The sequence below is a fragment of the Microbispora sp. CL1-1 genome, assembly GCF_012034195.1.
Taxonomy (GTDB): domain Bacteria; phylum Actinomycetota; class Actinomycetes; order Streptosporangiales; family Streptosporangiaceae; genus Microbispora.
Window position 1 is genome coordinate 273,494 of sequence record NZ_JAATEK010000007.1, and the last position, 24,886, is coordinate 298,379.

The following is a 24,886-nucleotide window of genomic DNA, read 5'->3' on the forward strand; positions in this document are numbered from 1 at the left end:
TCAAGATCGGCTCGACGACCAGGACCCTCTACATCGCGGAGGGGCTGGTCGCCGGCACCAGCTACACGTTCTACGTGGTGGCAAGAGACGCCGCCGGCAACACCAGCGAACCCTCCAACACGCTCACCGCCACCGCCCAGTCGGGCCTGCCCACCTTCAGCCCCGCCGAGCCCCTCGGTGTCTCCCTCGTCCGGCATCCGGTGCAAGGTGACGTACGCGGCCAACGACTGGGGCACCGGGTTCACCACGAACATAACGATCAACAACACCGGCACGACCACGATCAACGGCTGGACACTGGCGTTCACCTTCGCCGGCAACCAGAAGATCAGCCCGCCCGGCTGGTCGGCCACCTGGACGCAGAGCGGCGCGAACGTCACCGCCACCAACCTCGACTGGAACAGGACCATCAACCCGGGCCAGTCCGTCGAGATCGGATTCCAGGGCACATACACCGGATCGAACCCCACGCCCACCGCCTTCACCCTCAACGGCACCACCTGCTCGTGATCCCCGATCCGTGGTCCGGCGCACCCCGGTGCGCCGGACCACTTCTCACAGAGAGGTGCACTTCCATGTCCGTCCGAGGACTCCCCAAAGCCGGAGCCGTAAGAGCCGGACTCCTGGGAGCCGGTCTCCTGGGGGCCGGCCTCGCCCTCGCCGCGTCGACCCTCCCGCCGGCCTTCGCGGCCGCCTCCGCAGTGGCCGGGGACACCACCCCGCCCAGCGCTCCAGGAACGCTGTATCACTGCCCGCTGCCCGCCCCGCCCGGAGCCGATTTCGGCATCGGCGTCTCGCTGTGCTGGGGCGCCGCGACCGACGACGTCGGCGTAACCGGCTACGACATCCAGGTGAAGCAGGACGGCGCCTTCACCACCATTCGCACCACGACCGGCACGGGTCTCCCCATCAGCGGCCTCACCCTGGGGCAGTCGTACACGTTCCGGGTTATCGCCAGGGACGCGGCGGGGAACGCGGGCCCGCCGTCCAACGAGGTGACGCAGACCGCGAACTATCTCAGCGGCGCGCCGCCGACCAGTCCTCCGCCCAGCCCGACGCCGATCGACCGGACCCCGCCGACCCGTCCGGAGGGGCTGGGGCCGTACAACGTCTACCTCAACGGCGCCGCCGGCCTGACGTGGACCCGCTCGACCGACAACGTGGCGGTCACCGGCTACGACGTGTACGCCTGGATCGACGGCGCCTTCCGTAAGGTGCCGGCCCAGGTCTCCGACCGGCCCGACGGCAGCGTCCTCGCGATCGTGGGCGACCTCACTCCCGGACGCGACTACCTGTTCTACGTGGTGGCGAAGGACGCCGCGGGCAACCTCAGCGCACCCTCCGACCTGGTCCGCCAGCGTGCCATGGTCGAGCCCCCCTCGCCCAGCCTGAGCCCCGGAACCGGAACGGACACCATCCCGCCCGGCACCCCGACCGGGCTGACCGCCGCGAGCGGGATGCCCATCCCCGGCGGGATCTTCCTGACCTGGAACGCCGTCAGCGACGACAGCCGCATCCCGCCGAAATACGACCTGTTCCGGCGGACCGACCACGGCTACGCCTACGAAGGCGAGAACGCCACTCCCCGCGACATCGTCGTCGGCCTCGAAGGCGGCAAGTCGTACACCTTCCAGGTCGTCGCCCGCGACGCCGCCGGCAACCTGAGCAACCCGTCGGCGCCGTACACCGCCGTCGCGACGCCCGACGGAACCTCCTCGCCCAGCCCGTCGCCGTCGCCTTCGGCTTCGGGGTCGGCGGACACCACGCCGCCGAGCGCGCCGACCGGGCTGTGGGTCTGCGGAGCGGACTTCACGAACGCGGTGCCGATGTGCTGGACCGCCTCGACCGACGACACCGGGGTCGCGGCCTATGACGTGTACATGAAGCAGGGCGCCGACTTCGTCAAGATCGGCTCGACGACCAGTACCCTCTACATCGCGGAGGGGCTGGTCGCCGGCACCAGCTACACGTTCTACGTGGTGGCAAGAGACGCCGCCGGCAACACCAGCGAACCCTCCAACACGCTCACCGCCACCGCCCAGTCGGGCCTGCCCACCTTCAGCCCCTCGCCGAGCCCCTCGCCGAGCCCCTCGGTGTCTCCCTCGTCCGGCATCCGGTGCAAGGTGACGTACGCGGCCAACGACTGGGGCACCGGGTTCACCACGAACATAACGATCAACAACACCGGCACGACCACGATCAACGGCTGGACACTGGCGTTCACCTTCGCCGGCAACCAGAAGATCAGCCCGCCCGGCTGGTCGGCCACCTGGACCCAGACCGGAAACAGCGTCACCGCCGCCAACTTCGACTGGAACAAGACCATCAAACCCGGCGAGTCCGTCCAGATCGGTTTCCAGGGCACCTACACCGGATCGAACCCCACGCCCACCGCCTTCACCCTCAACGGCACCACCTGCTCCTGAGCCACCCCGAGCGGCCCGGCCGTCCAGCGGACGCGCCGGGCCGCGTGCGCATGTCTTACCACGCGTAGCGGCCGACGGGGCGGCGGGTGCCTGGGATGATACGGGGATGACCGACGCCTTGCCCGGGCTTGAGCCCGGTTCCGAATCCCGCACCACGCCCGTGGCGTCCCCGAGGCGGGTGGCCGGATACGAGATCGAGGACGAGCTGCGTGCCGCGGGGGCGGTCCACATCGCGGGCGTGGACGAGGTGGGCCGCGGCGCGTGGGCGGGCCCGGTGGTGGTCTGCGCGGCCGTCACCGCCTTCGGCCCGCCGCCCGAGCTACCGGGACGCGGGGAGCGCACGATCAAGCTGACCGACTCCAAGCTGCTCGGCCCGGCCCAGCGGGAGGCGTTCGCGGCGGTCCTGCCGGAGTGGCTCATCTGTCACGCGTACGGCGAGTCGAGCCCCGAGGAGATCGACGAGGCCGGCATGACCGAGGCGCTGCGCCGGGCCGCGTGCCGGGCGCTGGAGGCCCTGCCGCTGCGGCCCGACGTGGTGCTCCTCGACGGCGCGCACGACTTCCTCGGCCGGCCGTGGCGGGTGCGGTGCGAGGTCAAGGCCGACCAGCGCTCGGTGTCGGTGGCCGCCGCGTCGGTGCTGGCCAAGGTGCACCGCGACCGCATGATGGCGGAGATCGGCGAGGAGCACCCGGCGTACGGCTTCGCCGCCAACGCGGGCTACCCCTCCCCCGTCCACCAGCAGGCGCTGGCGGAGACGGGGCCGACCCCGCACCACCGGCTCTCCTGGTCGTACCTCGACGACCTCCCTCAGTGGCGGCACCTGCGCAAGCACCGCGACCCCCTCGCCGGCTCCGGCCAGATGACCCTCCTCTGACACCCTGGCACCGGGCCCACGAGCTATCGAGCGGGAGAGGCGGCGCTCTCGGTGGCGGCGCTCTCGGTGGCGGCGCTCTCGGTGGCGGCGATCGTGCGGCGCAGCAGGTCGCGGGCGTCGGCCAGCTCGGCCGTACGACGGTCGAGGACGTCGAGCTGGGCACGCAGCAGGTCGAGGACGCCGGGACACGGGCGCAGACCGGTGCGGCCGTCGGCGCACGGGAGCACCTGGCGGATGACCCGCGTGGGAAGGCCGGCGGCGAGCAGGGCCCGCACCCGCCCCACCGTCTCGACGGTCGCGTCGGCGTAGTCGCGGTAGCCGTTGGGGAGCCGTTCCGAGCGGATCAGCCCGATGCGCTCGTAATAGCGCAGAAGGCGTTCGCTGACCCCTGTCCTGCGTGCCAGCTCCCCGATCAGCATGGCGTCCGTCTCCTCCTGGTTTGACCTTCCAACGGTGTCAACCGCAACAGTGAAGCGCGCTGGTCACATTCCGGACCGCTCTAAGGAGACAACGTGATCATCGATGCGCACAGCCATGTCCACGACCCGGTCGCGGACCACATCGCACTGCTCGACGACGCCGGAGTCGATCGCGCGGTGCTGTTCCCCACGCGGACGCACCCGGAGCGGGCCACCGACCTGGAGTCGCTGCGCGGGGAGATGGCCGCTCTCGACGAGGCGATCGGGGGCCGCGCCAACGGACCCGGCCGATACCAGGCCGCCTACAGGGAGCTGGACGCGGCGCTCGCCGCTCACCCCGACCGGTTCATCGGTTTCCTGAGCGTGCCGCTGGATCTGCCGCCGGAGCACGTCGCCGAGTGGATCGACCGGGAGGTGGCGGGGCGTGGCCTGCGAGGGATCGGGGAGCTGACGCCCCCGCCGGGGCAGGCCGGCCTGATCGAGCCCGTGCTGCGCGGGGCGGCCGACCACGGCGGGCTGCCCGTGGTCGTCCACGGCTTCGCGCCGACCACGGCGGACGACCTGCGGACGCTGGCGGAGCTGGCACGCGCCTATCCCTCCGTGCCCCTGGTGATCAGCCAGCTCGGGGGTCTCCATTGGATGGACGCGATCGCGCTGGTCCGGGACACGCCCAGCATGTTCCTGGAGCTGTCCACGGCATACCTGATCTTCGCCGTACGGCTGGCCATCGCGGAGATCCCCGACCGCACGCTCTTCGGCTCGGACGCCCCGTACGGCGACCCCGCCCTCGCCCGCGCGACCGTGGAGCGGGTCACCGCACCCGGGGAGCTACGTGACCGGGTGCTCGGAGGAACGGCCGCCCGGCTTCTCGGCCTCGCCTGACGTATCCCCAGCGCGGCGGGACGGCGGAGCGGCGGGCGATCAGCTCTATGGGCCCGTCGAGCACCTCGGCGACGCTAGCGACGAAGACCGTGGTCCGGCGGCTCGGGTGCGGCGAGCACCCCGGCCCTCCGCACCCGGCCTTCCCACTCGGGCGGGGTGTAGCGCGTGAACATCTCCGTACGGTCCTGGAGCGCGTCCTGGACGGCCTCCTCGTAACCCGGGCGCGCGTAAGCGATCGCGCGCAGCCGCCACTGACGCAACAACGCCTGCACCTGCTTGAGGCGGGCCAAGTCGTGTGCGGCGTCCAAAGCCTCGTCGTACTCCGCCCGGAACCAGGCGCGGTGGGACGGCGGGAGCGCCTCGAAGATCGCGGACGGGTCCTCAGGCTGCGCGGTCATGTCAGGTGGTGGAGGGTGGAGTGAGGTCGCCGGGGGTGAGGCCCATGCCGTCGGGGACGGCGGCGGGGTCGGAGCCGACGTGCAGCGGCTTGTTGTCCTTGTCGACGAAGACGACGCGTGGCTTGAGCGCCTTGACCTCGTCCTCGGCGACCAGCGCGTACGCGATGATGATCACGAGGTCGCCGACGGAGATGAGCCGGGCGGCGGCGCCGTTGATGCCGATGACGCCCGAGCCCGCCGGGCCCTCGATGACGTAGGTGGACAGGCGGTTGCCGTTGTCGATGTCGACGATGTCGACCTTCTCACCCTCGACGAGGTCGGCCTCGGCCATCAGGTCCGCGTCGATCGTCACCGAGCCGACGTAGTGCAGGTCGGCCTGCGTGACGGTCGCGCGGTGGATCTTCGACTTCATCAACGTGCGGAACATGGTCTCCCACCGGGGTGCGGACTGCCCTCCTTATGAGCGCCCTCGATGCTATGTCACACACCTGACCGGCAGGACCGCGGCCCGGCTACAGCGATCAATGACCGCCGCGGCCGGGCCGTTCCGGCGCCCGTGTCAGGCCGCGGGCCCGACGTATTCGACCGACGCGTCGAGCAGCCATTCCGCGACGTATCCGGCGAAGGACGAGCGGACCAGCAGGCGGAAGCCGTCCGCACCGGCGACCAGGACGACTCCGGCCCTGGCCAGCGTGGTCTGGGCGCAGCGGCCCGGGCCGAAGACCCGGGGGTGCAGGTCCAGCGTGCAGCCGTGGGCCAGGACGTCCCGCGCCCGGTCACCGGCCACCACCAGGGTGGTGCGCTGGGCCGACACGTCGACGACCGAGACGTGCTCGCCGCCTGCCGCCTCGGTGAGACGCGCCACCAGGCCGGGTGCGGCGCCGTCCGGGGCGAGAAGCACCCACTCGTCCGGCCCGAGCCAGAGCACTTCGAGGTCGCCGCCGCCCGCGACCGTGCCGGGCTCCACCGGCAGCGGCACGCCGATCGCGGTGCCGATGCGCTCGGCCGCCGGGCTCTTGGGATCCACCCGCAGATCGATCTGGGTCAGGAAGGGCGTCTCGGCCAGGCGCAGGCCGCCGCCCGCGCTCGCCGCCTCGAACCTCGCCGCGAACGCCGCGGCCGGACTCCTGCGCACAACCGTCGGCTCAGCCATCGCGGCGCGCTCCTTCCGGGTCGTACAGAACGTGGGAGGTCACGGTGACGGGCACCAGGTCCGCCCCGACCGGCGCGAACAGCCGCTCGCCGATCCGCTCGCGCCCGCCGCTCACCAGCGCGAGCGCGAACGTACGGCCCAGCGCGGCGCTGCGGTAGCTGGAGGTGACGAAGCCGAGCGTCGGCACCGGCGGCTCGGGCAGCGCCGAGGTCGCCACGAGGTGGGCGCCCTCGGGCAGCAGCACGCCGGGGTCCTCGGGCAGCAGGCCGACCAGGTGTTTGCGGTCGGGCCGGGAGGTGTCCGCCCGGGCGAAGGACCGCTTGCCGACGAAGTCGGCCTTCTTCTTCGAGACGATCCACTCCATGCCGAGGTCCTGCGGGGTGACCGTGCCGTCGGTGTCCTGGCCGACGATGGGGAACCCCTTCTCGGCGCGCAGCACGTGCATGGTCTCGGTGCCGTACGGCGTGACCTCGCCGGACGCCATGACCGCCTCCCACAGGGCGAGCCCGAACCAGGACGAGACGTTGATCTCGTAGGCCAGCTCGCCGGAGAAGCTGATCCGGCAGACGCGCGCCTCGATCCCGGCGACCTCGGCGTCCCGCCAGGTCATGAACGGGAAGCTGTCGTTGTCCACCGCCAGGCCGGGCGCGAGCCGCGCCAGCACCTCGCGGGAGCGCGGCCCGACGAGCGCCACGGTCGCCCACTGCTCGGTGACCGACGTGCAGTGCACCCGAAGGTCCGGCCACTCGGTCTGCAGCCACTCCTCCATCCAGTCGAGCACCGCCGCCGCGTTGCCGGTGGTCGTGGTGACGAGGAAGCGGTCGTCGGCCAGGCGGATGACGGTGCCGTCGTCGAAGACCATGCCGTCGGGGCGGCACATCACGCCGTAGCGGATGGAGCCGACCTTGAGCGTGCTCATCATGTTCGTGTAGAGCCGGTCGAGGAGCACCGCGGCGTCGGGGCCGACCACGTCGATCTTGCCGAGCGTGGAGGCGTCCATCGCGGCCACGTCCTCGCGGGCCGCCCGGCACTCGCGCAGCACGGCGGACTCCATGTCCTCACCCGCCTGCGGGTAGTACCAGGGCCGCTTCCACTGGCCGACGTTCTCGAACAGCGCACCGCGCGCGACGTGCCACTCGTGCATCGCGGTGACGCGCACCGGGTCGTGCAGGTGCCCCCGATCGCGGCCCGCCAGCGCGGCGAACGAGACCGGCGTGTACGGCGCGCGGAACGTCGTGGTCCCCAGCTCGGAAACGTCCACGCCGAGCGCGTGCGCCACGACGCCGCTGGTCAGCAGGCCGGACGTCTTGCCCTGGTCGTGGGCCGTGCCCGCCGTGGTGTAGCGCTTGACGTGCTCGACCGAGGTGAGCCCGGCGCCCGTCGCGCGCAGCACCTCCGCCACGGTGACGTCGCGCTGCAGGTCCACGAAGTGGGCGTCGTAGTCGTCGCTTTCCACAAGCCACAGGTGCTCGGCGGGCGCGGCGGCCGGTTCCTCCTCCGCGGACGGCAGAGCGATCTCGGCCGGTACGGCGAAGCCGGCGGCGGCCAGCGCGCGGCGGCCCGCCTCGGCGCCGTCCTCCAGGCATTCCCGCAGCGTGCGGACCCCCCGGGCGAACCCGGCGGCCTCCACCGCCTGACGGGTCTCGCCGGGCGTGAACGCGCCCAGCTCCTCGTCGTAGCGCAGCGTGCCCCCGGCCTGGCTGAACAGGTGCACCACCGGCGTCCAGCCGCCGGACACGAGCAGCAGGTCGGCGGCGATCTCGCGGGCCTCGCCGTCACCCCGTGGGGCGACCTGGACCGAGGAGACCTCGCCCTCACCCTTGGCGGCGGTGACCACGTGGCCGGTCAGCAGCTCGATGCCGCGCTCGGCGCAGCGGGCCGCCCACGTCTCGCCGGGAGCCTGCCGTACGTCGGCGATCGCGGCGATCTCGACACCGGCGTCGGCGAGGTCGAGCGCCGCGGCGTACGCGCTGTCGTTGGTGGTGAACACGACCGCCCGCGACCCCGCAAGCACGCGGTAGTGGTTCGCGTAGGTGCGGGCCGCGCCGGCCAGCATCACGCCGGGCAGGTCGTTCCCGGCGAAGGCGACGAACCGCTCGTGGCCGCCGGTGGCCAGCACCACACGCCTGGCCCGGATGCGCCAGACGCGCTCGCGCGCCACGTCGGCGGGGGCCGCCGCGCCCAGGTGGTTGGTCCGGCGCTCCACCGCGATGACGTAGTTGTCGTCGTAGTGGCCGACGACCGTGGTGCGGCGCAGCACGCGTACGTCCGGCAGGGCGGCCAGCGCGGCGACCTCCTCGGCCGCCCACTCGCGGCCGGGCGCGCCGTGGAGCGTCTCGGTCGTGCCGAGGAGGCTGCCGCCCGGCTCGGGCCGCTCGTCGGCGAGGATCACCCGCGCACCGGCCCGCGCCGCCACGCTCGCGGCGGCGATGCCGGCCGGTCCCGCGCCGACCACGAGCACGTCGCAGTGGGCGTGCACCGCGTCGTAACGCGCCGGGTCGGGCCGGTCGGCCAGCCTGCCCTGTCCCGGCAGGCCGGAGGCGACCAGGCCGTCGTACAGCTCGACGGTCGTGGCGGTGAGCATCGGCTCGGGGAAGGGCTCCTCGATCTGGACGAGCGCGTTCGGCTCCTCGCAGCCCGCGGCGTAGACGCCGCGCGGACGGCCGAGCTTGATGCTGCTCGCCACCGCGCGCACGCCGTTGGCGAGCAGCGCCGAGGCCAGCGTGTCGCCCTCAAGGCCCTCGTAGTCGCGGCCGTCGAACCGGAAGCGCAACGTCGTGCCCGTCGCCCCCTCGCGACGGTACGGCTGACCGGCCCTGCTGGTCTGCTCGCTTCGCTCGCTCATGCGCTCACCGGCCGCGGCTCGCCCACGCGGTAGACGGCGTGGATCTCGTTGGTGGCGGTGTCGCGTACGGCGTTGAACCAGCGGCGGCACCCGGCCGTGTGGCTCCACCGCTCCGCGAACAGGCCCTTGGGGTTGTCGCGGAAGAACAGGTAGCGGGCCCACTCCTCGTCGGACAGGGCGGCCGGGTCCTCCGGATAGGCGACGTGGGCCTGCCCCCCGTAGTGGAACTCGGCCTCGTCCCGCGGCCCGCACCACGGGCAGGGAATCAGCAGCATTCTGTCTGTCTCCGGTGTTAGTGCGCGACGGCGGCGGCGCCGTGCTCGTCGACGAGCTTGCCGGTCGTGAACCGGTCGAGCGAGAAGGGTGCGTTGAGCGGGTGGGGCTCGCCGGTGGCCACGGTGTGGGCGTAGCACCAGCCGACGCCCGGGGTGGCCTTGAACCCTCCGGTGCCCCAGCCGCAGTTGACGTACAGGTCCTCGACGGGGGTCAGGCCGACGACGGGCGAGGCGTCGGGGGTCACGTCGACCACACCGCCCCAGGTCCGCAGCACGTGCGCCCGGGCGAAGACCGGGAACAGCTCCAGCGCCGCCGACATCTGCCGCTCGATGATGTGGAACGCGCCGCGCTGGCGGTAGGAGTTGGCCGCGTCGATGCCCGCGCCCATGACCAGCTCGCCCTTGTGCGCCTGGCTCACGTAGACGTGCACCGCGTTGGACATGACCACGGTCGGATGCACCGGTTCGAGCAGCTCCGACACCAGCGCCTGCAGCGGGTGGCTCTGCAGCGGCAGCGACACCCCGGCGTAGCCGGCGACGACCGAGGAGTGCCCGGCGGCGGCGAGCGCGACCTTCTTGGCGGCGATCGGGCCGCGGGTGGTCCGCACGCCGGTCACCCGGCCGTCGCGTACGTCGAGACCGGTCACCTCGCAGTGCTCGATCATGTCGACCCCGAGGTCGGCCGCCGCCTTGGCGAAGCCCCACGCGACGTAGTCGTGCTTGGCGATGCCCGCCCGGGGCTGGTAGGTGCCGCCGAGCACCGGGTAGCGCACGTCGGGCGAGATGTCGACGATCGGGCAGACCTCCTTGACCTGCTCCGGCGTCAGCCACTCGGCGTCCACGCCGTTGAGCCGGTTGGCGTTGACCCGGCGCACGCTGTCGCGCACGTCCTGCAGGCTGTGGGCGAGGTTGAGCACGCCGCGCTGGCTGAACAGCAGCGGATAGCCGAGGTCCTCCTCCAGGCCCTCCCACAGCTTCAGCGCGTGCTCGTAGATGCCCGCGCTCTCGTCCCACAGGTAGTTGGACCGGATGATCGTGGTGTTGCGGGCCATGTTGCCGCCCGCGAGCCAGCCGCGCTCCAGCACGGCGACGTCGGTGATCCCGTGGTTCTTGGCGAGGTAATAGGCCGTGGCCAGGCCGTGCCCGCCGCCGCCGACGATCACCACGTCGTACGCGCGCTTGGGCTCGGCCGAGCGCCACAGGCGGTCGGGGTGGTCGGGCAGGTCGGCGCCCGGCGTCCTGCGCCCTTGGGTGTGCGGGCTCACTGGGCGGCTCCGTTCAGGCCGGGGTAGAGGGGGTGCTTGGCGGCGAGGGCCTCGACCCGGGCGCGTAGCGCCGTCAGGTCCGCGTCCGGACGCAGCGCCTGGGCGATCACGTCGGAGACCTCCTCGAACTCGGCGTGGGCGAAGCCCCGGGTGGCCAGGGCCGGGGTGCCGATCCGCAGCCCCGAGGTGACCATCGGGGGCCGGGGGTCGAACGGCACCGCGTTGCGGTTGACCGTGATCCCGGCCTCGTGCAGCCGGTCTTCGGCCTGCTTGCCGTCCAGCTCGGACTCGCGCAGGTCCACGAGCACCAGGTGGACGTCCGTCCCGCCGGACAGCACCCGTACGCCCGCCTCGGCGGCGTCGGGGGCGAGCAGGCGGTTCGCGAGGATCTGCGCGCCCTCCAGCGTGCGGCGCTGCCGGTCGCGGAACCACTCGCCCGCCGCGATCTTGAACGCGACGGCCTTGGCCGCGACGACGTGCTCCAGCGGGCCGCCCTGCTGGCCCGGGAACACCGACGAGTTGATCTTCTTGGCCAGGTCCTCGGTGGACATGATCACCCCGCCGCGCGGACCGCCGAGCGTCTTGTGGGTGGTCGTGGTGACGACGTGCGCGTGCGGCACCGGCGAGGGGTGCAGCCCCGCCGCGACCAGCCCGGCGAAGTGCGCCATGTCCACCATCAGGTAGGCCCCGACCTCGTCGGCGATGCGCCGGAAGGCGGCGAAGTCGAGGTGGCGCGGGTAGGCCGACCAGCCCGCGATGATCAGCTTGGGCCGGTGCTCGCGGGCCAGCCGCTCGACCTCGTCCATGTCCACGAGGCTGTCGCTCTCACGCACGTGATAGGCCACGACGTTGTAGAGCCGGCCGGAGAAGTTGATCCGCATGCCGTGGGTCAGGTGGCCGCCGTGCGCGAGGTCGAGACCGAGGATCGTGTCGCCCGGCTCCAGCAGGGCCGACATGGCCGCCGCGTTGGCCTGCGCCCCCGAGTGGGGCTGCACGTTGGCCGCCTCCGCGCCGAACAGCGCCTTCACCCGGTCGATCGCCATCTGCTCGATCACGTCGACGTTCTCGCAGCCGCCGTAGTAGCGCCTGCCCGGGTAGCCCTCGGCGTACTTGTTGGTGAGCACCGAGCCCTGCGCCTGCATCACCGAGACGGGCGCGAAGTTCTCCGAGGCGATCATCTCCAGCGTGGTGCGCTGGCGGCGCGTCTCCTCACCGATCGCCGCCGCGACCTCGGGGTCGGTCTCGGCGAGCGGCGCGTCCATCACCGAATCGTTCACTTCAGTCCTCACTAGCTGCGCAGCCGTTCCATGGCGGGGTCGAACAGGGGCTCCTCGGCGACCACGGCGGTCACCCGCCGGTCGAAGTAGCCGATCTCCAGCGTCCGTCCCGGCGTGGCCAGCTCGGTGGGCAGCCAGGCGTAGGCGATGCCCTTGCCGATCGTGTAGCCGAAGGCCGCGCTGGTGACGTAGCCGACGGTGCTGTCGCCGTCGTACACCGGCTCCTTGCCCATCACGACCTGGGCGGGGTCGTCGATGGTGAGGCAGGTGAGGCGGCGGCGCACGTTCTCCTTGCGCCGCTCCAGCGCCTCACGGCCGATGAAGTCGCCCTTGTCCGGCTTCACCGCGAACCCGAGCCCCGCCTCGTACGGGTCGTGCTCGTAGGTCATGTCGGTGCCGAAGGACCGGTAGCCCTTCTCCAGCCGCAGGCTCGCGAACGCGCCGCGCCCGCCGGCGATGATGCCGTGCTGCTGCCCGGCCTCCCAGAGCGTGTCCCACAGCTTCGCGCCGAGGTCGGCGGTGGTGTAGAGCTCCCAGCCCAGCTCGCCGATGTACGACAGCCGCAGCGCGGTGACCGGCACGGTGCCGATGTACGCCTTCTTCGCCCGGAAGTAGCGGAAGCCCTGGTTGGAGAAGTCGGCGTCGGTGAGCGGCTGGACGAGGTCGCGGGCGCGCGGGCCCCAGACGCCGAGGCAGCAGGTGCCGGCCGTGATGTCGCGGACCATGACCGAGCCGTCCGCGGGCAGGTGGCGGTGGAACCAGTCGAGGTCGAGGTTGCCGTTGGCGCCGACCTGGAACACGTCGCGGCCCAGCCGGGCGACCGTCACGTCGCTGCGGATGCCGCCGTCGGTGTCGAGCAGCAGGCAGTAGGTCACCGAGCCGACCGACTTGTCCATCTGCCCGGTCGTCAGCCGCTGGAGGAAGGCGAGGGCGCCGGGGCCGGCGACCTCCAGCCGCTTCAGCGCGGTCATGTCGTACAGCGCGACGGACTCGCGGGACGCCTGGGCCTCCGCGCCGACGATCGGCGACCAGTAGCGGGCCGCCCAGTCGTTGGGCGTGGGGATGTCGCGCCCCTCCAGCAGGCGGGCGTTCGCGCCGTACCACTGCGGCCGCTCGTAGCCGACGGCCTCCAGGAAGAACGCGTCCAGCTCGCGCTGCCGGGTGTGGAAGGGGCTGAGGCGCAGCGGCCGCGGCTCCTCCATCGGCTGGAGCGGGTGGATGATGTCGTAGACCTCGACGAAGTTCTGGCAGTCGCGGGCCATCACGTAGTCGGGGGCGAGCTGGTGCGGCTCGAACCGGTTGACGTCGCATTCGTGCAGGTCGAATGACGAGCAGTGGCCGTCGACCAGCCACTCGGCCATCGCCCTGCCGACGCCCGCGGAGTGGGTCACCCAGACCGCCTCGGCCACCCAGAAGCCCTTGACCTCCGACGACTCGCCCAGGAGGGGCATGTGGTCCTGGGTGAAGGAGAAGACCCCGTTGATTCCCTCGTCGAGCTTGGCCGCGCGAGTGCCGGGCAGCAGCCGCTGGGTCTCGGTCCAGGCGTCCTCGAAGTCCTCCGGCGTGAACGTCAGCACCGAGGGCATGACCTCGGCCTCGTCCACCGGCAGCAGCTCCTCGGGCTTGACCGGCATGGGCCGGTGGCCGTAGTAGCCGATGCCGACGCCGTCGAACCGCTGGCGATAGTAGAGGTCGGCGTCCTGGTGGCGCAGGATCGGCAGCGTCGCCTCCTCCTCGCGTCCGGCGAGGTCGGGCACCTGTCCGGTCCAGGCGAGCTGGTGGGCGAGCGGGGTGAGCGGCAGCGGCATCCCGACCATGGCGGCCACCTTCGGGCCCCAGATGCCGGCGCAGCAGACCACGATGTCGGCGGGGATCTCACCCTGATCGGTCACCACGGCGGCCACCCGGCCGTCCTCGGTGCGGACGTCGAGCACCTCGTGCCGGTCCAGCACCCGCACGCCGCGCGACCGCGCCCGCCTGAGCTGCGCCTCGACCGCGCGTACGGCCTTGGCGAGGCCGTCCTTCGGAATGTGCAGGCCGCCGAGCACGACCTCGGGGTCGATCAGGGGGAAGAGCTCGGCGCACTCGGCGGGGGTGAGCAGGTGCGACTCGACGCCCCAGGAGGTCGCCCAGCCGTGCCGCCGGTGCAGTTCGGCGAGCCGTTCCGGGCTGGTCGCGACCTCCAGTCCGCCGACCTGGAGGAAACAGGGCTCGCCGTCGACGTCGAGCGAGCTGAGCTTCTCGACGGTGTAGCGCGCCATCTCGGTCATGGTCTTCGACCCGTTGATCTGGAAGACCAGTCCCGGGGCGTGCGAGGAGGAGCCTCCGGTCGCGGGCACCGAGCCCTGGTCGACCACGGTGACGTCCGTCCAGCCCCGGGCCGACAGTTCGTCGGCGAGCGCCGCACCGACGACGCCTGCTCCGATGATGACGACGCGCGGGCCCGTCATACCCACCTCCGTTGCTGCATATTTTGTTGCACTATTCGCAACATTATGCGTTTAACGCAACAAGCGTGACGCGTCACATCCCGGGTGTCAAGCATCAAAAACCGGACAAAACCGCACCCTCGGGAGGGCCGGTTCAGCGCCGGGCGGGGCCGAACCAGCCCATGCGGGCGGACACCTCCTGCGCCGCGGCCATGACCTGCTCGGCCACGGCGGGGATCGCCGCCTCGGGCATCCGGAAGGTCGGGCCGGACGCGCTGAGCGAGGCGACGACGGAACCGTCCGCGCCGAGGACGGGCGCCGCGACCGCGCTCAGGCCGTCCTCCAGCTCGTCCACCGCCGTCGCATACCCACGGCGGCGCACCTCGGCGAGCTCCGCGCGCAGCCGGGCGGGATCGGTGACGGTCCGCGTGGCGAGGACGGGCAGCCCGGCCGCGATCACCTCCTCGCGCAGCGCGGCGGGCGCGTGCGCGAGCAGCACCTTGCCGTTGGACGTCGCGTGCAGGGGGATCCGCTGCCCCACCCAGTGGTGGAGCTGGAGCGCCGATCGTCCGGCGACCTGGTCGACGTACAGGGCCTCGCCTCCGGACAGGACGGCCACGTTGACGGTCTCCCCCACCGCGCGGGCGAGCGCCGGCGTGACGGCCCGGCTCTCGCGCACCAGGTCGAGCCGCGCGCTGGTCGCCCCCGCGAGCCGCACCAGGCCAACGCCGAGCCGATATCTGCCGCGATCGTTGTCCTGCTCGACCAGGTCGTGGCCCTCCAGCGTCGCCACCAGTCGGAACGCGGTGGACCTGTGCACGCCGAGGGTGGCCGCGAGCTCACTGACGCCGAGCTCACCGTCGCGGGCGAGCAACTTCAGGATGGTGAGGGCGCGGTCGACGGACTGTACGTTCGCACCCTCACCGGATTCGTTGCCCATGACACAACTGTACGCGTAATGCGCACCAAGCTCTTGACCTGATCGACGCGACGGGTCACGCTGTTGCGTATACGACACCATGTTGCGTATGACGCACTCTGGAGGCTCCATGTCCGCTCGCCCGGGTCGCGAGTTCGTCCTCACGTTCTCCTGCGTCGACCGGCCGGGGATCGTCTACGCGGTGAGCGGCTTCCTCGTCCAGCACGCGGGTGACATCCTGCAGAGCCAGGAGTTCAACGACAGGACGAACGGCCACTTCTTCATGCGGGTGCACTTCGGGGTGCCCGAGGGCCGCGGCGACATCGACGAGCTGCGCCGCGGCTTCTCCCACGTCGGCGACTCCTTCCGGATGAACTGGCAGATCAAGGACGCCGTGACGCCCACGAGGACGCTCGTGCTCGTGTCGAAGTTCGGCCACTGCGTCAACGACCTGCTCTACCGGCAGCGGCTCGGCGCACTGAACGTCGAGATCCCCGCGATCGTCTCCAACCACCGCGACCTCGAACCGCTGGCCGAGTTCTACGGCGTGCCGTTCCACCACGTGCCCGTCACGCCCGACACCAAGCCCGAGGCCGAGCGGCGCGTCCTGGAGCTGGCCGAGGAGCTCGACACCGACCTGGTGGTGCTCGCCCGCTACATGCAGATCCTGAGCGACGACATGTGCAAGCGCCTGGAGGGCCGGGCGATCAACATCCACCACTCGTTCCTGCCGGGGTTCAAGGGCGCCAAGCCCTACCACCAGGCGCACGACCGCGGGGTCAAGCTGATCGGCGCCACCGCGCACTACGTCACGGCCGACCTCGACGAGGGGCCGATCATCGAGCAGGACGTCGAGCGCGTCGATCACTCGCTCGACCCGGACGCGCTCGTCACCGTGGGCCGCGACGTGGAGGCCCGGGTGCTGGCCAGGGCCGTGCGCTGGCACAGCGAGAACCGCGTCCTCCTCAACGGCGACCGCACCGTCGTCTTCCGCTGACTCCCCATACTGCGTTCACGGACGCTCGGGCGCACCGAGCAGGCCGCGGTCGTACCCCTCCGCGACCGCGGCCGCGCGGTCGTTGACGCCGAGCTTCGCGTAGATGTTGAGCAGGTGCGTCTTGACCGTGGCCTCGGTGATGAACAGACGGGCGGCCGCCTCCCGGTTGGTGTTCCCTGCCGCGACCAGGCGCAGCACCTCCAGCTCGCGCCGGCTCAACGGGCCGGCCGGCGGCGCCGGGGTGCGCAGCCGGCTCATCAGGCGGGCGGCGACCGACGGAGACAGCGTGGCCTCACCGCGGGCGGCAGCGCGTACGGCGCGCAGCAGTTCGTCTCGCGGCGCGTCCTTGAGCAGGTAGCCGGTGGCACCGGCCTCGATCGCGGGCAGCACGTGGCTGTCGGTGTCGTAGGTGGTCAGCACCAGCACCCGGGCGGGCACGCCGCGCCGGGTCAGCTCTGCGATCGCGGTGACGCCGTCCATGCCGGCCATCCGCAGGTCCATCAGGATCACGTCCGGCCCGAGCGCCTCGGCCAGCCTGATCGCCTCGGCCCCGTCCGCCGCCTCGCCGACCACGGTGAACTCGGGATCGCGGGCGAACATGCTGCTCAGCCCGTCCCGCACCACCGGGTGGTCGTCGGCGATGAGGAGCTTGATCGGGTCGCTCATGGACGCACCTCCGGTGCCCCGGCCGGCAGACAGGCCGAGATTCCCGTCCCGTGTCCCGGCTCCGATTCGATCTGCAGCGTGCCCGACAACGCCTCGATCCGCTGCCGCATCGCCACCAGCCCGAAGCCCCCGTCGCGCTCGGCCCGGGCGGCCGGGTCGAAGCCGCGGCCGTCGTCGCGGACGTCGAGAGCCACCTGCCTGTCCATGTAGGAAAGGGTGAGACCGACGCGGGTGACGGGGCAGGCGTGCTTGGCGACGTTGGCCAGAGCCTCCTGGGCGACCCGGAACAGGGCGACCTCGGCCTCCGGGCGCAGCGTGCGGGGTTCGCCGGTGACCGTGACCTGGGCCGGGACGCCGTGGCGGGCCGACCACCCGGCCGCCACCTCGGTGACGGCGTCGGCCAGCCGGCCGGTCTCCAACGGCTCCGGGCGCAGTTCGTTCACCGAGCGCCGCGCCTCGGTGAGGCTCTCCCGCGCCAGCGCGGTCGCCGCCGCGTGGTGCCGGCGCCACGCGGCCGGGTCGTCCGCCGCGTGCTCGGCGGCCTGCAACTGGGTGACGATGCCGGTCAGGCCCTGGGCCAGCGTGTCGTGGATCTCCCGGGCCATCCGGGCCCGCTCGTCCAGGACGCCGGCCGCGCGGGCCTGCTCCACCAGCCGTTCCTGCAGCGCCGCGTTCTCGGCCAGTGCCGCGGCCAGCCGCGTGTTGGCCTCCCGGGCCTCGCGCAACGCCGCCTCCCGGCCGTCGTAGTAACGCCCGCCGATCTCGCCTATCCAGGCCAGCAGGCACATCGGCGCGATGTTGACGACCAGGATCCCCAGGTATTCGAGGCGGCCGGCCCACGAGCCGGTGTCCACGCCGGCCGACTGTGCCGTGCCGGCCACCACCGCGACGCCGGCGATGAAGTACAGCTCGCGCGGCCAGCCGATGATCCGGTAGGCGTAGAAGTACAGCACCGGCGTGTACACGCCGAACCACGGGTCGCGCAGGACCATGACCAGCCCGAACACGATCAGGCCCGACAGGAAGACGCCCATCACGCCGCTCCGGTCGCGCCACTGCGGATGCAGCGTGAACAGTGCCAGGCTCCACACCGCGGCCGCCGCGCAGAGCACGAGGTCGACGGCGAGAGAGCCGGGCCGGTCGTGCTTCAGGGCGATGGTCAGGGCGGCCATGACGGCCAGAGCCACGTAGGGGACCACGGTGACCATGGGCAGGAACCGTTGGTCCCAGCCCGCCGGCCTGGCCATCTGCCAACTCCGCATCGCGCACCTACCCCCAGCGGAACAACCTAGCCGCCGCCCCGGCCGCCCGCGGGAGCGGCGTGAGCGGAGCGCGCTCAGTGCTCACGGCCGGATCGCCGGGCGCCGGTTGATCCGCACGACCACGGCCAGCAGGAGCAGGCCGCAGACACCCTGTTCGAGCTTGAACCACAGCGGGAAGACGCCGGGCAGCGCGATGATCACCACGATCGCGACCAGCATGATCGCGGTGACGACACGCAGCCGCACCAGCATCCGGCGGTCGCCGCGGGCCGCCCGGACCGCGAAGAACAGCGTGAGCAGTGAGCCGGCGGCGACGAGCGTGCCGCGGACCCAGACCTCGGTGGTCACCATCGTCGCGTCCTGCCGAAACACGATCATCGCCACCAGTGTCAGCACGCTGACCGCGGCGTACCCGCCGATCAGCCAGACCACGTCGCGCATTCCGTACGCCTCCGTCTTCTCGTTCTCCGACGGGAATCAGCGTCGCAACGGAGGCACTCCGTACGGATCGCCCGATCTTCCGAGCCGGCGGTGGAATCGGCGGCTCATCCACGCGGTGGAGCGGCTCCACCGATCGGTGGATTCAGGGCGTTGATCCAGGACAAGGAACGCTACAGTCCCGATATGGACAACGACGCTTCCGGCAGGACCGAGGCCAGCGGCGGCGGCGTGCAGTCCGTGGACCGGGCGATCAGCATCATGGAGATCCTCGCCGCCCGCGGGGAGGCCGGGGTCACCGAGATCGCGGCCGAGATCGAGGTCCACAAGTCGACCGCGTTCCGCCTGCTGGGCGCCCTGGAGGCGCGCGGGCTCGTGGAGCAGACCGAAGACCGCGGCAAGTATCGCCTCGGCTTCGGGCTCGTCCGCCTCGCCGGCAACGTCTCCATGCGATTGGACGTCACCCAGCAGAGCAGGCCCGTCTGCCAGCGCCTGGCGGAGGAGATCGGCGAGACCGTGAACATCGCCGTCCTGCGCTCGCACTACGCGGTCAACCTCGACCAGGTGCGCGGCCCCTCCGCCGTCACCGCCTACAACTGGGTGGGTCAGCTCACGCCCCTGCACGCGACGTCGAGCGGCAAGGTCCTGCTGGCGTACGTGGACCGGCAGCGCCGCGACGACCTGCTGCGTGCCGCGGGCCTCCAGCGCTACACGCCCAACACGGTGACCTCGGCGGATGACCTGGAGCGGGAGCTGGCGACGGTGCGCGAGCGCGGCTACGCGCTCACGGTGGAAGAGCTCGAAGTGGGCCTGAACGCGCTCGCCGCCCCCGTACGCTCCTTCGGCGGAGAGGTCGTGGCGGCGGTGAGCGCGTCGGGGCCCGCCTACCGGTTCAGCGAGAGCCGCATGCGGGAGCTGGCCCCCGTCCTCGTCCAGGGCGCCGAGGAGATCAGTCACCGCCTCGGCGCCTAGCCCTTCCTTACGACCCGGCCGCGCGCCGCAGCCGTACGACGACGCTCTTGGACGTGGGCGTGTTCGACGTCTCGGCCACCGAGTCCAGGGGCACCAGCACGTTGGTCTCCGGGAAGTAGGCCGCGCAGCAGCCCCGCGCCGTCGGATAGGCGACGGCCCGGAAGCCCTCGGCCACGCGCTCGCCGTCCGGCCACTCGCTGATCAGGTCGATCATGTCGCCGTCGGCGAGACCACGCTCGGCCAGGTCGTCGGCGTGGACGAACACGACCCGCCGCCCGTTGTGGACGCCGCGATAGCGGTCGTTCAGCCCGTAGATCGTGGTGTTGTACTGGTCGTGGCTGCGCACGGTCTGCAGCAGGAGGCGGCCCGGGGGCACCCGCAGCACCTCCAGCGGGTTGACCGTGAAGTTCGCCTTCCCCGTGGCCGTGGGGAAGCGGCGCTCGTCGCGCGGCGCGTTCGGCAGGAGGAAGCCGCCCGGCGTGCGCGCCCTCGCGTTGAAGTCGCCGAACCCCGGCACCACCCGCTCGATGCGCTCCCTGATCGCGTCGTAGTCCGCCTCGAACTCGGCCCACGGCACGTGGGGGTCGTCGCCGAGCAGCTCACGGGCCAGCCGGCACACGATGGCCACCTCGGACAGCAGCGCGTCCGACGCGGGGCTCAGCCGCCCGCGCGAGGCGTGCACGGCGCCCATCGAGTCTTCGACCGTGACGAACTGCTCGCCGCCGGCCTGTACGTCCCGCTCGGTGCGGCCGAGCGTGGGCAGGATGAGCGCCTGCTCGCCGCACACGGCGTGCGACCGGTTCAGCTTGGTCGACACCTGCACGGTGAGCCGGCAACTGCGCAGGGCCGCCTCGGTCGCGGCGGTGTCCGGCGTCGCCGAGACGAAGTTGCCGCCCATCGCGAAGAACACCTTCGCGTCGCCGTCGCGCATGGCACGGATCGCCTCCACGGTGTCGTGGCCGTGCTGACGCGGCGGCGGGAAGCCGAACTCCTTCTCCAACGCGTCGAGGAACTCCGGCTTGGGCTTCTCGTAGATGCCCATCGTCCGGTCGCCCTGCACGTTGGAGTGCCCGCGTACGGGACACACCCCCGCGCCGGGCCGTCCCACGTTGCCGCGCAGCAGCAGGAAGTTGACGATCTCCCTGATCGTCGGGACCGACTTGCGGTGCTGGGTGAGGCCCATCGCCCAGCAGACCACGACCGACTTGGCGGCCAGCACGTCGCGGGCCGTCTCCTCGATCTCGGCGCGGGTGAGCCCGGTCGCCTCCAGCACCTCGTCCCAATCGAGGCCGCGTACGTGCTTCTCCCAGGCGTCGAACCCGTGCGTGTGCGCCTCGACGAACGCGCGGTCCACCACCGTGCCGGGCGCGGCGTCCTCGGCCTCCAGCAGGAGCAGCGACAGCGCCTGGAACAGCGCCAGGTCGCCGCCGAGACGGATCTGCAGGAACCGGTCGGACAGCGCCGTCCCGGCGCCGACGACGCCGGAGGGCCGCTGCGGGTTCCGGAACCGCAGCAGCCCGGCCTCCGGCAGCGGGTTGACCGCCACGATCCGCGCGCCGCCCCGCTTCGCCCGCTCAAGCGCGGTCAGCATGCGCGGATGGTTGGTGCCCGGGTTCTGGCCGACCACGAAGATCAGGTCGGCCCGGTGCAGGTCTTCCAGCAGCACCGTGCCCTTGCCGATGCCGAGCGTCTCGGTCAGCGCCGAGCCGCTCGACTCGTGGCACATGTTGGAGCAGTCGGGCAGGTTGTTGGTGCCGAACCGGCGGACGAGGAGCTGGTAGGCGAACGCGGCCTCGTTGGAGGTGCGGCCGGAGGTGTAGAAGACGGCCTGGTTCGGGTGGTCGAGCGCGCGCAGCTCGCGCGCGACGACGCCGAACGCGTCCTCCCACGAGATCGGCTCGTAGTGGTCCGAGCCGGCCGGCTTGTACATCGGCTCGGTGAGCCGGCCCTGCTGGCCCAGCCAGTAGTCGCTGCGCCGGGCCAGCTCGTCCACCGGATGCTCGGCGAAGAAGTCGCGGGTGACCCTGCGGAGCGTCGCCTCCTCGGCCACCGCCTTCGCGCCGTTCTCGCAGAACTCGGCGGGACTGCGGTGACCGTCGCCCTCGGGCCATGCGCATCCCGGGCAGTCGAAGCCGGACTTCTGGTTGACCCGCAGCAGGGTCAGCACCGTCCGTCCCGCGCCCATCTGCCGATAGGCGGTGCCGAGCGCGTGACCGACCGCCGGGACACCTCCCGCCCAGGTCTTGGGCGCGCCGATCTCCAGGCGCTCATCTCCGACGTCATCCCGGGGGGCCTTACGTGTCACGCCGCGTCTCCTTCGAACTCACTCGCCGAGCTTGCCACGCACCCAATCATGGAACAGGCCGATGTGGTGCTCGCTCGGCACCAGCACGCCGCCCTTGGCGTACGTGCGGGAGCTCATCGACGGCTGGGTGCGCTCGCAGGCGTCGAAGTCCTGCTCGTTGACCCGGTGGAACAGCTCCACCGACCGGCTGATGTCCTTGCCCGAGGCCACGACCTCCGGCAGGTAGAGCCAGTCGCACTCCACGACCGTACGGTCGACGGCGAGCGGGAACATCCGGTGGATGATCACGTGGTCGGGCACCATGTTGACGAACACCTGCGGCTTGATCGTGATGGCGTAGTAGCGCCTGTCCTGATCCTCGCTGATCGTCGGGATGCGGTCGAGCCCCTCGGAGCCGTCGACCGTGAACCCCTGGATGCCCTCGCCGAACAGCGCGCCGTGGCCCACGTAATACTGCGCCGCGTAGCCGTCGGCGAACTCCGGCAGCACCTCGGTCAGCTCGGGGTGGATCGTCGCGCAGTGGTAGCACTCCATGAAGTTCTCGACGATGAGCTTCCAGTTCGCCTTCACGTCGTACGTGATCCGGCGGCCCAGCGCGAGGTTGGCCACGTCGTAGTTGTCGAGCGAGGCCACGTCGCCGAGGCGGGTGCGCACCTCGCCGAGCACGGTGTCCTCGAACGAGGGCGGCTCGTCGGCCAGGCAGACCCACACGTAGCCCAGCCACTCCCGCACCGCGACGTTGACGAGGCCGTATTCGACCCGGTCGAGGTCGGGCATCTTGGTGAGGTTGGGGGCGGCGATGAGCTTGCCCTCCAGGTCGTACGTCCAGGCGTGGTAGGGGCACTGGAAGGCCCGCTTGACCTCGCCGGAGTCCTCGGTGCAGATCCGGGCGCCGCGGTGGCGGCAGACGTTGTAGAACGCGCGGATCGAGTTGTCCCGCGCCCGCGTGATCAGGATGCTCTCGGTGCCGACCTGCACGGTCTTGAACGCCCCGGGCTTGGGCAGGTCGGCGGCCCGGACCGCACAGAACCACATCGACTCGAAGATGCGCTTCTGCTCCTGCGCGAAGACCTGGGGGTCGGTGTAGTGCTCGCCCGGCAGCGTGGCCATCAGACTGGGGGGCAGGCTGGGGGGCAGGCTGGGGGGCAGGCTCGTGGTGCTCACTTGTGGCTCCTGAAGGTCGTACGTCGCACGTCGGAGATCGAGATGATCAGGGGAAAGCCGGTCACAGGACCACGACGGAGCGCAGCACCTCGCCGTGGTGCATCTTCTCGAAGGCCGCCTCGACGTCCTCGAGCGCGATCGTCTCGGTGACGAACGCGTCCAGGTCGAGCCTGCCCTGCTGGTAGAGGGAGACGAGCATGGGGAAGTCACGGCTGGGCAGGCAGTCGCCGTACCAGGAGGACTTGAGCGCGCCGCCGCGGCCGAAGACGTCGAGCAGCGGCAGTTCGAGCCGCATCTCCGGCGTCGGCACGCCGACCAGCACGACGGTCCCGGCCAGGTCGCGGGCGTAGAAGGCCTGCTTGTACGTCTCGGGGCGGCCCACCGCCTCGATCACGACGTCGGCGCCGAACCCGCCGGTCAGCTCGCGGATCGCCTCCACCGGGTCGGTCTCCCGGGAGTTGACCGTGTGCGTGGCGCCGAAACGGCGGGCCCATTCGAGCTTGGTGTCGTCCACGTCGACCGCGATGATCGTGGTAGCGCCGGCCAGGTGGGCACCCGCGACCGCCGCGTCGCCCACGCCGCCGCAGCCGATGACGGCGACCGAGTCGCCGCGGGTCACGCCGCCCGTGTTGATGGCCGCGCCGAGGCCCGCCATGATCCCGCAGCCGAGCAGGCCGACCGCGACCGGCGACGCGCTCGGGTCGACCTTCGTGCACTGACCGGCCGCGACGAGCGTCTTGTCGGCGAACGCGCCGATGCCGAGCGCCGGGGACAGCGGGGTGCCGTCGGCCAGCGTCATCTTCTGCGTGGCGTTGTGGGTGGCGAAGCAATACTGCGGGCGCCCGCGCAGGCAGGCGCGGCACTGCCCGCACACCGCACGCCAGTTGAGGATGACGAAGTCGCCGGGGGCGACGTCGGTCACGCCCTCGCCGACGGCCTCGACCACGCCCGCCGCCTCGTGCCCGAGGAGGAACGGGAAGTCGTCGTTGATGCCGCCCTCGCGGTAGTGCAGGTCGGTGTGGCACACCCCGCAGGCCTGCACGGCCACGAGCGCCTCACCCGGACCCGGGTCGGGGACGACGATGGTCTCCAGGCTGACCGGCTGTCCCTTGCCCCTCGCCACGACCCCGCGGACTTCGTGCGCCATGTTTCTCTTTCCCTCGATCAGTCAGCGTGCTTTAGTTGTGCAAGACGAAACACATAGCACTATGCGCAACAGACTGAGGCCGTGCAGGGCCAGTGTCAAGAGGTGAAGAGAGTTGTCGCCCTCCGGTCAGCGGGGGCCCTGCTCCAGTTGGGTGACGACCGGGGCGAGCAGGTCGTTAAGCTCGCGTACGAGGACCACGAGCGCGCGGTGGGCCGTCTCGGCCAGATCATCAGCCGGCCCGTCCGGCGCGGGAGGCAGGTCGTCCAGCGGCACCGGGGCGTCCACGACCAGGGTCGGACGCAGGTAGGGGACCTTCGCGAGGTCCTGCTCGGCAGGCTCGACGAACTGGCCGAAGATCTCCGGCCAGTCCCGCCAGCCGCGGTCGCGCCACCAGTCGCGCGACACCGTCAGCGCGGCCGGCGGCGGGGAGACGATCGTGACGTGCGCCGTCAGCGACCCGTCCCAGGTGTTGCGGTCGCAGGAGGCCGACAGGATCCGCCGGTGCCAGCGCACGAACCCTGGCGAGGTCAGGGGCGGGGTGGCGATCCGCCAGGCCGCGCACGCGAACGCGACCGGGGCGATGTCACCCCACACCCCCTCGAACTCACCGATGTTCTCCCACACGCGCTCCGAGTAGTGGCTGACGCCGCTGTAGCGGACGCGCTCGCGGTCGGACCGGCCGTCGATCCAGAACGCCTGCTGGGCGGTCATACGGCGGCGGGCGCGGTCTCGCCGGTGAAGGTGAACGTGGCGGCCTCGCCCTCGCCCTCGAC

At 71.7% G+C, this 24,886-nt stretch carries 23 protein-coding genes; 6 read left to right on the forward strand and 17 right to left on the reverse strand.

Annotated elements, in window-relative coordinates:
• Positions 1-207: 207 nt before the first annotated feature.
• From HCK04_RS42220 to HCK04_RS12160, 3 genes are all read left to right on the forward strand, one after another.
• Positions 208-510 (forward strand): cellulose-binding domain-containing protein, encoded by a 303-nt coding sequence (locus HCK04_RS42220; protein WP_260617218.1) that lies wholly within the window; start codon positions 208-210, stop codon positions 508-510.
• Positions 396-2,426, forward strand: a complete 2,031-nt coding sequence (locus HCK04_RS44150) for a cellulose binding domain-containing protein (RefSeq protein ID WP_346776133.1) — start codon at positions 396-398, stop codon at positions 2,424-2,426. The genes HCK04_RS42220 and HCK04_RS44150 overlap by 115 nt, the downstream gene beginning before the upstream one ends.
• A gap of 106 nt (positions 2,427-2,532) precedes the next feature.
• The gene (locus tag HCK04_RS12160; RefSeq protein ID WP_142647261.1) at positions 2,533-3,300 is read left to right on the forward strand and encodes a ribonuclease HII; all 768 of its coding nucleotides are present in this window, start codon (positions 2,533-2,535) and stop codon (positions 3,298-3,300) included.
• Between the two features lie 23 nt (positions 3,301-3,323).
• Here the strand turns inward: HCK04_RS12160 and HCK04_RS12165 are convergent, their stop codons facing one another.
• Positions 3,324-3,719: a MerR family transcriptional regulator gene (locus HCK04_RS12165; RefSeq protein ID WP_142647262.1), complete on the reverse strand. Its 396-nt coding sequence runs from the start codon at positions 3,717-3,719 to the stop codon at positions 3,324-3,326.
• Between the two features lie 93 nt (positions 3,720-3,812).
• Here HCK04_RS12165 and HCK04_RS12170 point away from each other — a divergent pair, with 93 nt between their 5' ends.
• Entirely contained in the window at positions 3,813-4,601 is a 789-nt protein-coding gene (locus HCK04_RS12170) for an amidohydrolase family protein (protein WP_142647263.1), read from the forward strand.
• A gap of 74 nt (positions 4,602-4,675) precedes the next feature.
• Here the strand turns inward: HCK04_RS12170 and HCK04_RS12175 are convergent, their stop codons facing one another.
• From HCK04_RS12175 to HCK04_RS12215, 9 genes are all read right to left on the reverse strand, one after another.
• Complete coding sequence (locus HCK04_RS12175; protein WP_142647264.1) at positions 4,676-4,999, reverse strand: DUF6247 family protein; 324 nt, start codon at positions 4,997-4,999, stop codon at positions 4,676-4,678.
• A gap of 1 nt (position 5,000) precedes the next feature.
• Complete coding sequence (panD, locus tag HCK04_RS12180) at positions 5,001-5,426, reverse strand: aspartate 1-decarboxylase (RefSeq protein WP_142647265.1); 426 nt, start codon at positions 5,424-5,426, stop codon at positions 5,001-5,003.
• Positions 5,427-5,558: 132 nt separating this feature from the next.
• On the reverse strand, positions 5,559-6,152 hold the full coding sequence (locus HCK04_RS12185) for a sarcosine oxidase subunit gamma family protein (protein ID WP_142647266.1): 594 nt from the start codon (positions 6,150-6,152) through the stop codon (positions 5,559-5,561).
• Entirely contained in the window at positions 6,145-8,997 is a 2,853-nt protein-coding gene (locus HCK04_RS12190; RefSeq protein WP_142647267.1) for a 2Fe-2S iron-sulfur cluster-binding protein, read from the reverse strand. Before HCK04_RS12190 ends, HCK04_RS12185 begins: the two co-directional genes overlap by 8 nt.
• The gene (locus tag HCK04_RS12195; protein ID WP_142647268.1) at positions 8,994-9,272 is read right to left on the reverse strand and encodes a sarcosine oxidase subunit delta; all 279 of its coding nucleotides are present in this window, start codon (positions 9,270-9,272) and stop codon (positions 8,994-8,996) included. Before HCK04_RS12195 ends, HCK04_RS12190 begins: the two co-directional genes overlap by 4 nt.
• A 17-nt stretch (positions 9,273-9,289) precedes the next feature.
• The gene (locus tag HCK04_RS12200) at positions 9,290-10,537 is read right to left on the reverse strand and encodes a sarcosine oxidase subunit beta family protein (RefSeq protein WP_142647269.1); all 1,248 of its coding nucleotides are present in this window, start codon (positions 10,535-10,537) and stop codon (positions 9,290-9,292) included.
• Positions 10,534-11,799 carry a serine hydroxymethyltransferase gene (gene glyA / locus HCK04_RS12205; protein WP_142647306.1) on the reverse strand — a complete coding sequence of 422 codons (1,266 nt, stop codon included), beginning with the start codon at positions 11,797-11,799 and terminating at the stop codon, positions 10,534-10,536. The genes HCK04_RS12200 and glyA overlap by 4 nt, the downstream gene beginning before the upstream one ends.
• Positions 11,800-11,825: 26 nt before the next feature.
• A complete protein-coding gene (locus tag HCK04_RS12210) occupies positions 11,826-14,264 on the reverse strand; it encodes an FAD-dependent oxidoreductase (RefSeq protein WP_142647270.1) in 2,439 nt (812 codons plus the stop codon).
• Between the two features lie 133 nt (positions 14,265-14,397).
• Positions 14,398-15,183, reverse strand: a complete 786-nt coding sequence (locus HCK04_RS12215; protein ID WP_142647271.1) for an IclR family transcriptional regulator — start codon at positions 15,181-15,183, stop codon at positions 14,398-14,400.
• Between the two features lie 109 nt (positions 15,184-15,292).
• On the opposite strand from HCK04_RS12215, the gene purU reads away from it, so the two are divergent.
• A complete protein-coding gene (gene purU / locus HCK04_RS12220; protein ID WP_142647272.1) occupies positions 15,293-16,159 on the forward strand; it encodes a formyltetrahydrofolate deformylase in 867 nt (288 codons plus the stop codon).
• Between the two features lie 15 nt (positions 16,160-16,174).
• On the opposite strand, the gene HCK04_RS12225 is transcribed toward purU, so the two are convergent.
• From HCK04_RS12225 to HCK04_RS12235, 3 genes are all read right to left on the reverse strand, one after another.
• Positions 16,175-16,825, reverse strand: coding sequence for a response regulator transcription factor (locus HCK04_RS12225; protein WP_142647273.1), 651 nt, complete (start codon positions 16,823-16,825; stop codon positions 16,175-16,177).
• Positions 16,822-18,072, reverse strand: a complete 1,251-nt coding sequence (locus HCK04_RS12230) for a sensor histidine kinase (RefSeq protein WP_142647274.1) — start codon at positions 18,070-18,072, stop codon at positions 16,822-16,824. The genes HCK04_RS12225 and HCK04_RS12230 overlap by 4 nt, the downstream gene beginning before the upstream one ends.
• A 96-nt stretch (positions 18,073-18,168) precedes the next feature.
• Complete coding sequence (locus HCK04_RS12235; RefSeq protein ID WP_142647275.1) at positions 18,169-18,528, reverse strand: hypothetical protein; 360 nt, start codon at positions 18,526-18,528, stop codon at positions 18,169-18,171.
• Between the two features lie 183 nt (positions 18,529-18,711).
• Here HCK04_RS12235 and HCK04_RS12240 point away from each other — a divergent pair, with 183 nt between their 5' ends.
• Entirely contained in the window at positions 18,712-19,497 is a 786-nt protein-coding gene (locus tag HCK04_RS12240) for an IclR family transcriptional regulator (RefSeq protein WP_205830122.1), read from the forward strand.
• Between the two features lie 7 nt (positions 19,498-19,504).
• Here HCK04_RS12240 and HCK04_RS12245 read toward each other — a convergent pair whose 3' ends face one another.
• From HCK04_RS12245 to HCK04_RS12260, 4 genes are all read right to left on the reverse strand, one after another.
• Positions 19,505-21,802, reverse strand: a complete 2,298-nt coding sequence (locus tag HCK04_RS12245; RefSeq protein WP_142647276.1) for an FdhF/YdeP family oxidoreductase — start codon at positions 21,800-21,802, stop codon at positions 19,505-19,507.
• 18 nt (positions 21,803-21,820) lie between these two features.
• Positions 21,821-22,912 carry an aromatic ring-hydroxylating dioxygenase subunit alpha gene (locus tag HCK04_RS12250; RefSeq protein ID WP_142647308.1) on the reverse strand — a complete coding sequence of 364 codons (1,092 nt, stop codon included), beginning with the start codon at positions 22,910-22,912 and terminating at the stop codon, positions 21,821-21,823.
• A gap of 115 nt (positions 22,913-23,027) precedes the next feature.
• Positions 23,028-24,113 carry an S-(hydroxymethyl)mycothiol dehydrogenase gene (locus HCK04_RS12255; protein ID WP_142647277.1) on the reverse strand — a complete coding sequence of 362 codons (1,086 nt, stop codon included), beginning with the start codon at positions 24,111-24,113 and terminating at the stop codon, positions 23,028-23,030.
• 126 nt (positions 24,114-24,239) lie between these two features.
• Positions 24,240-24,886, reverse strand: a 647-nt coding sequence (locus HCK04_RS12260; protein ID WP_205830123.1) for a hypothetical protein, incomplete at its 5' end; no start/stop codon positions are given.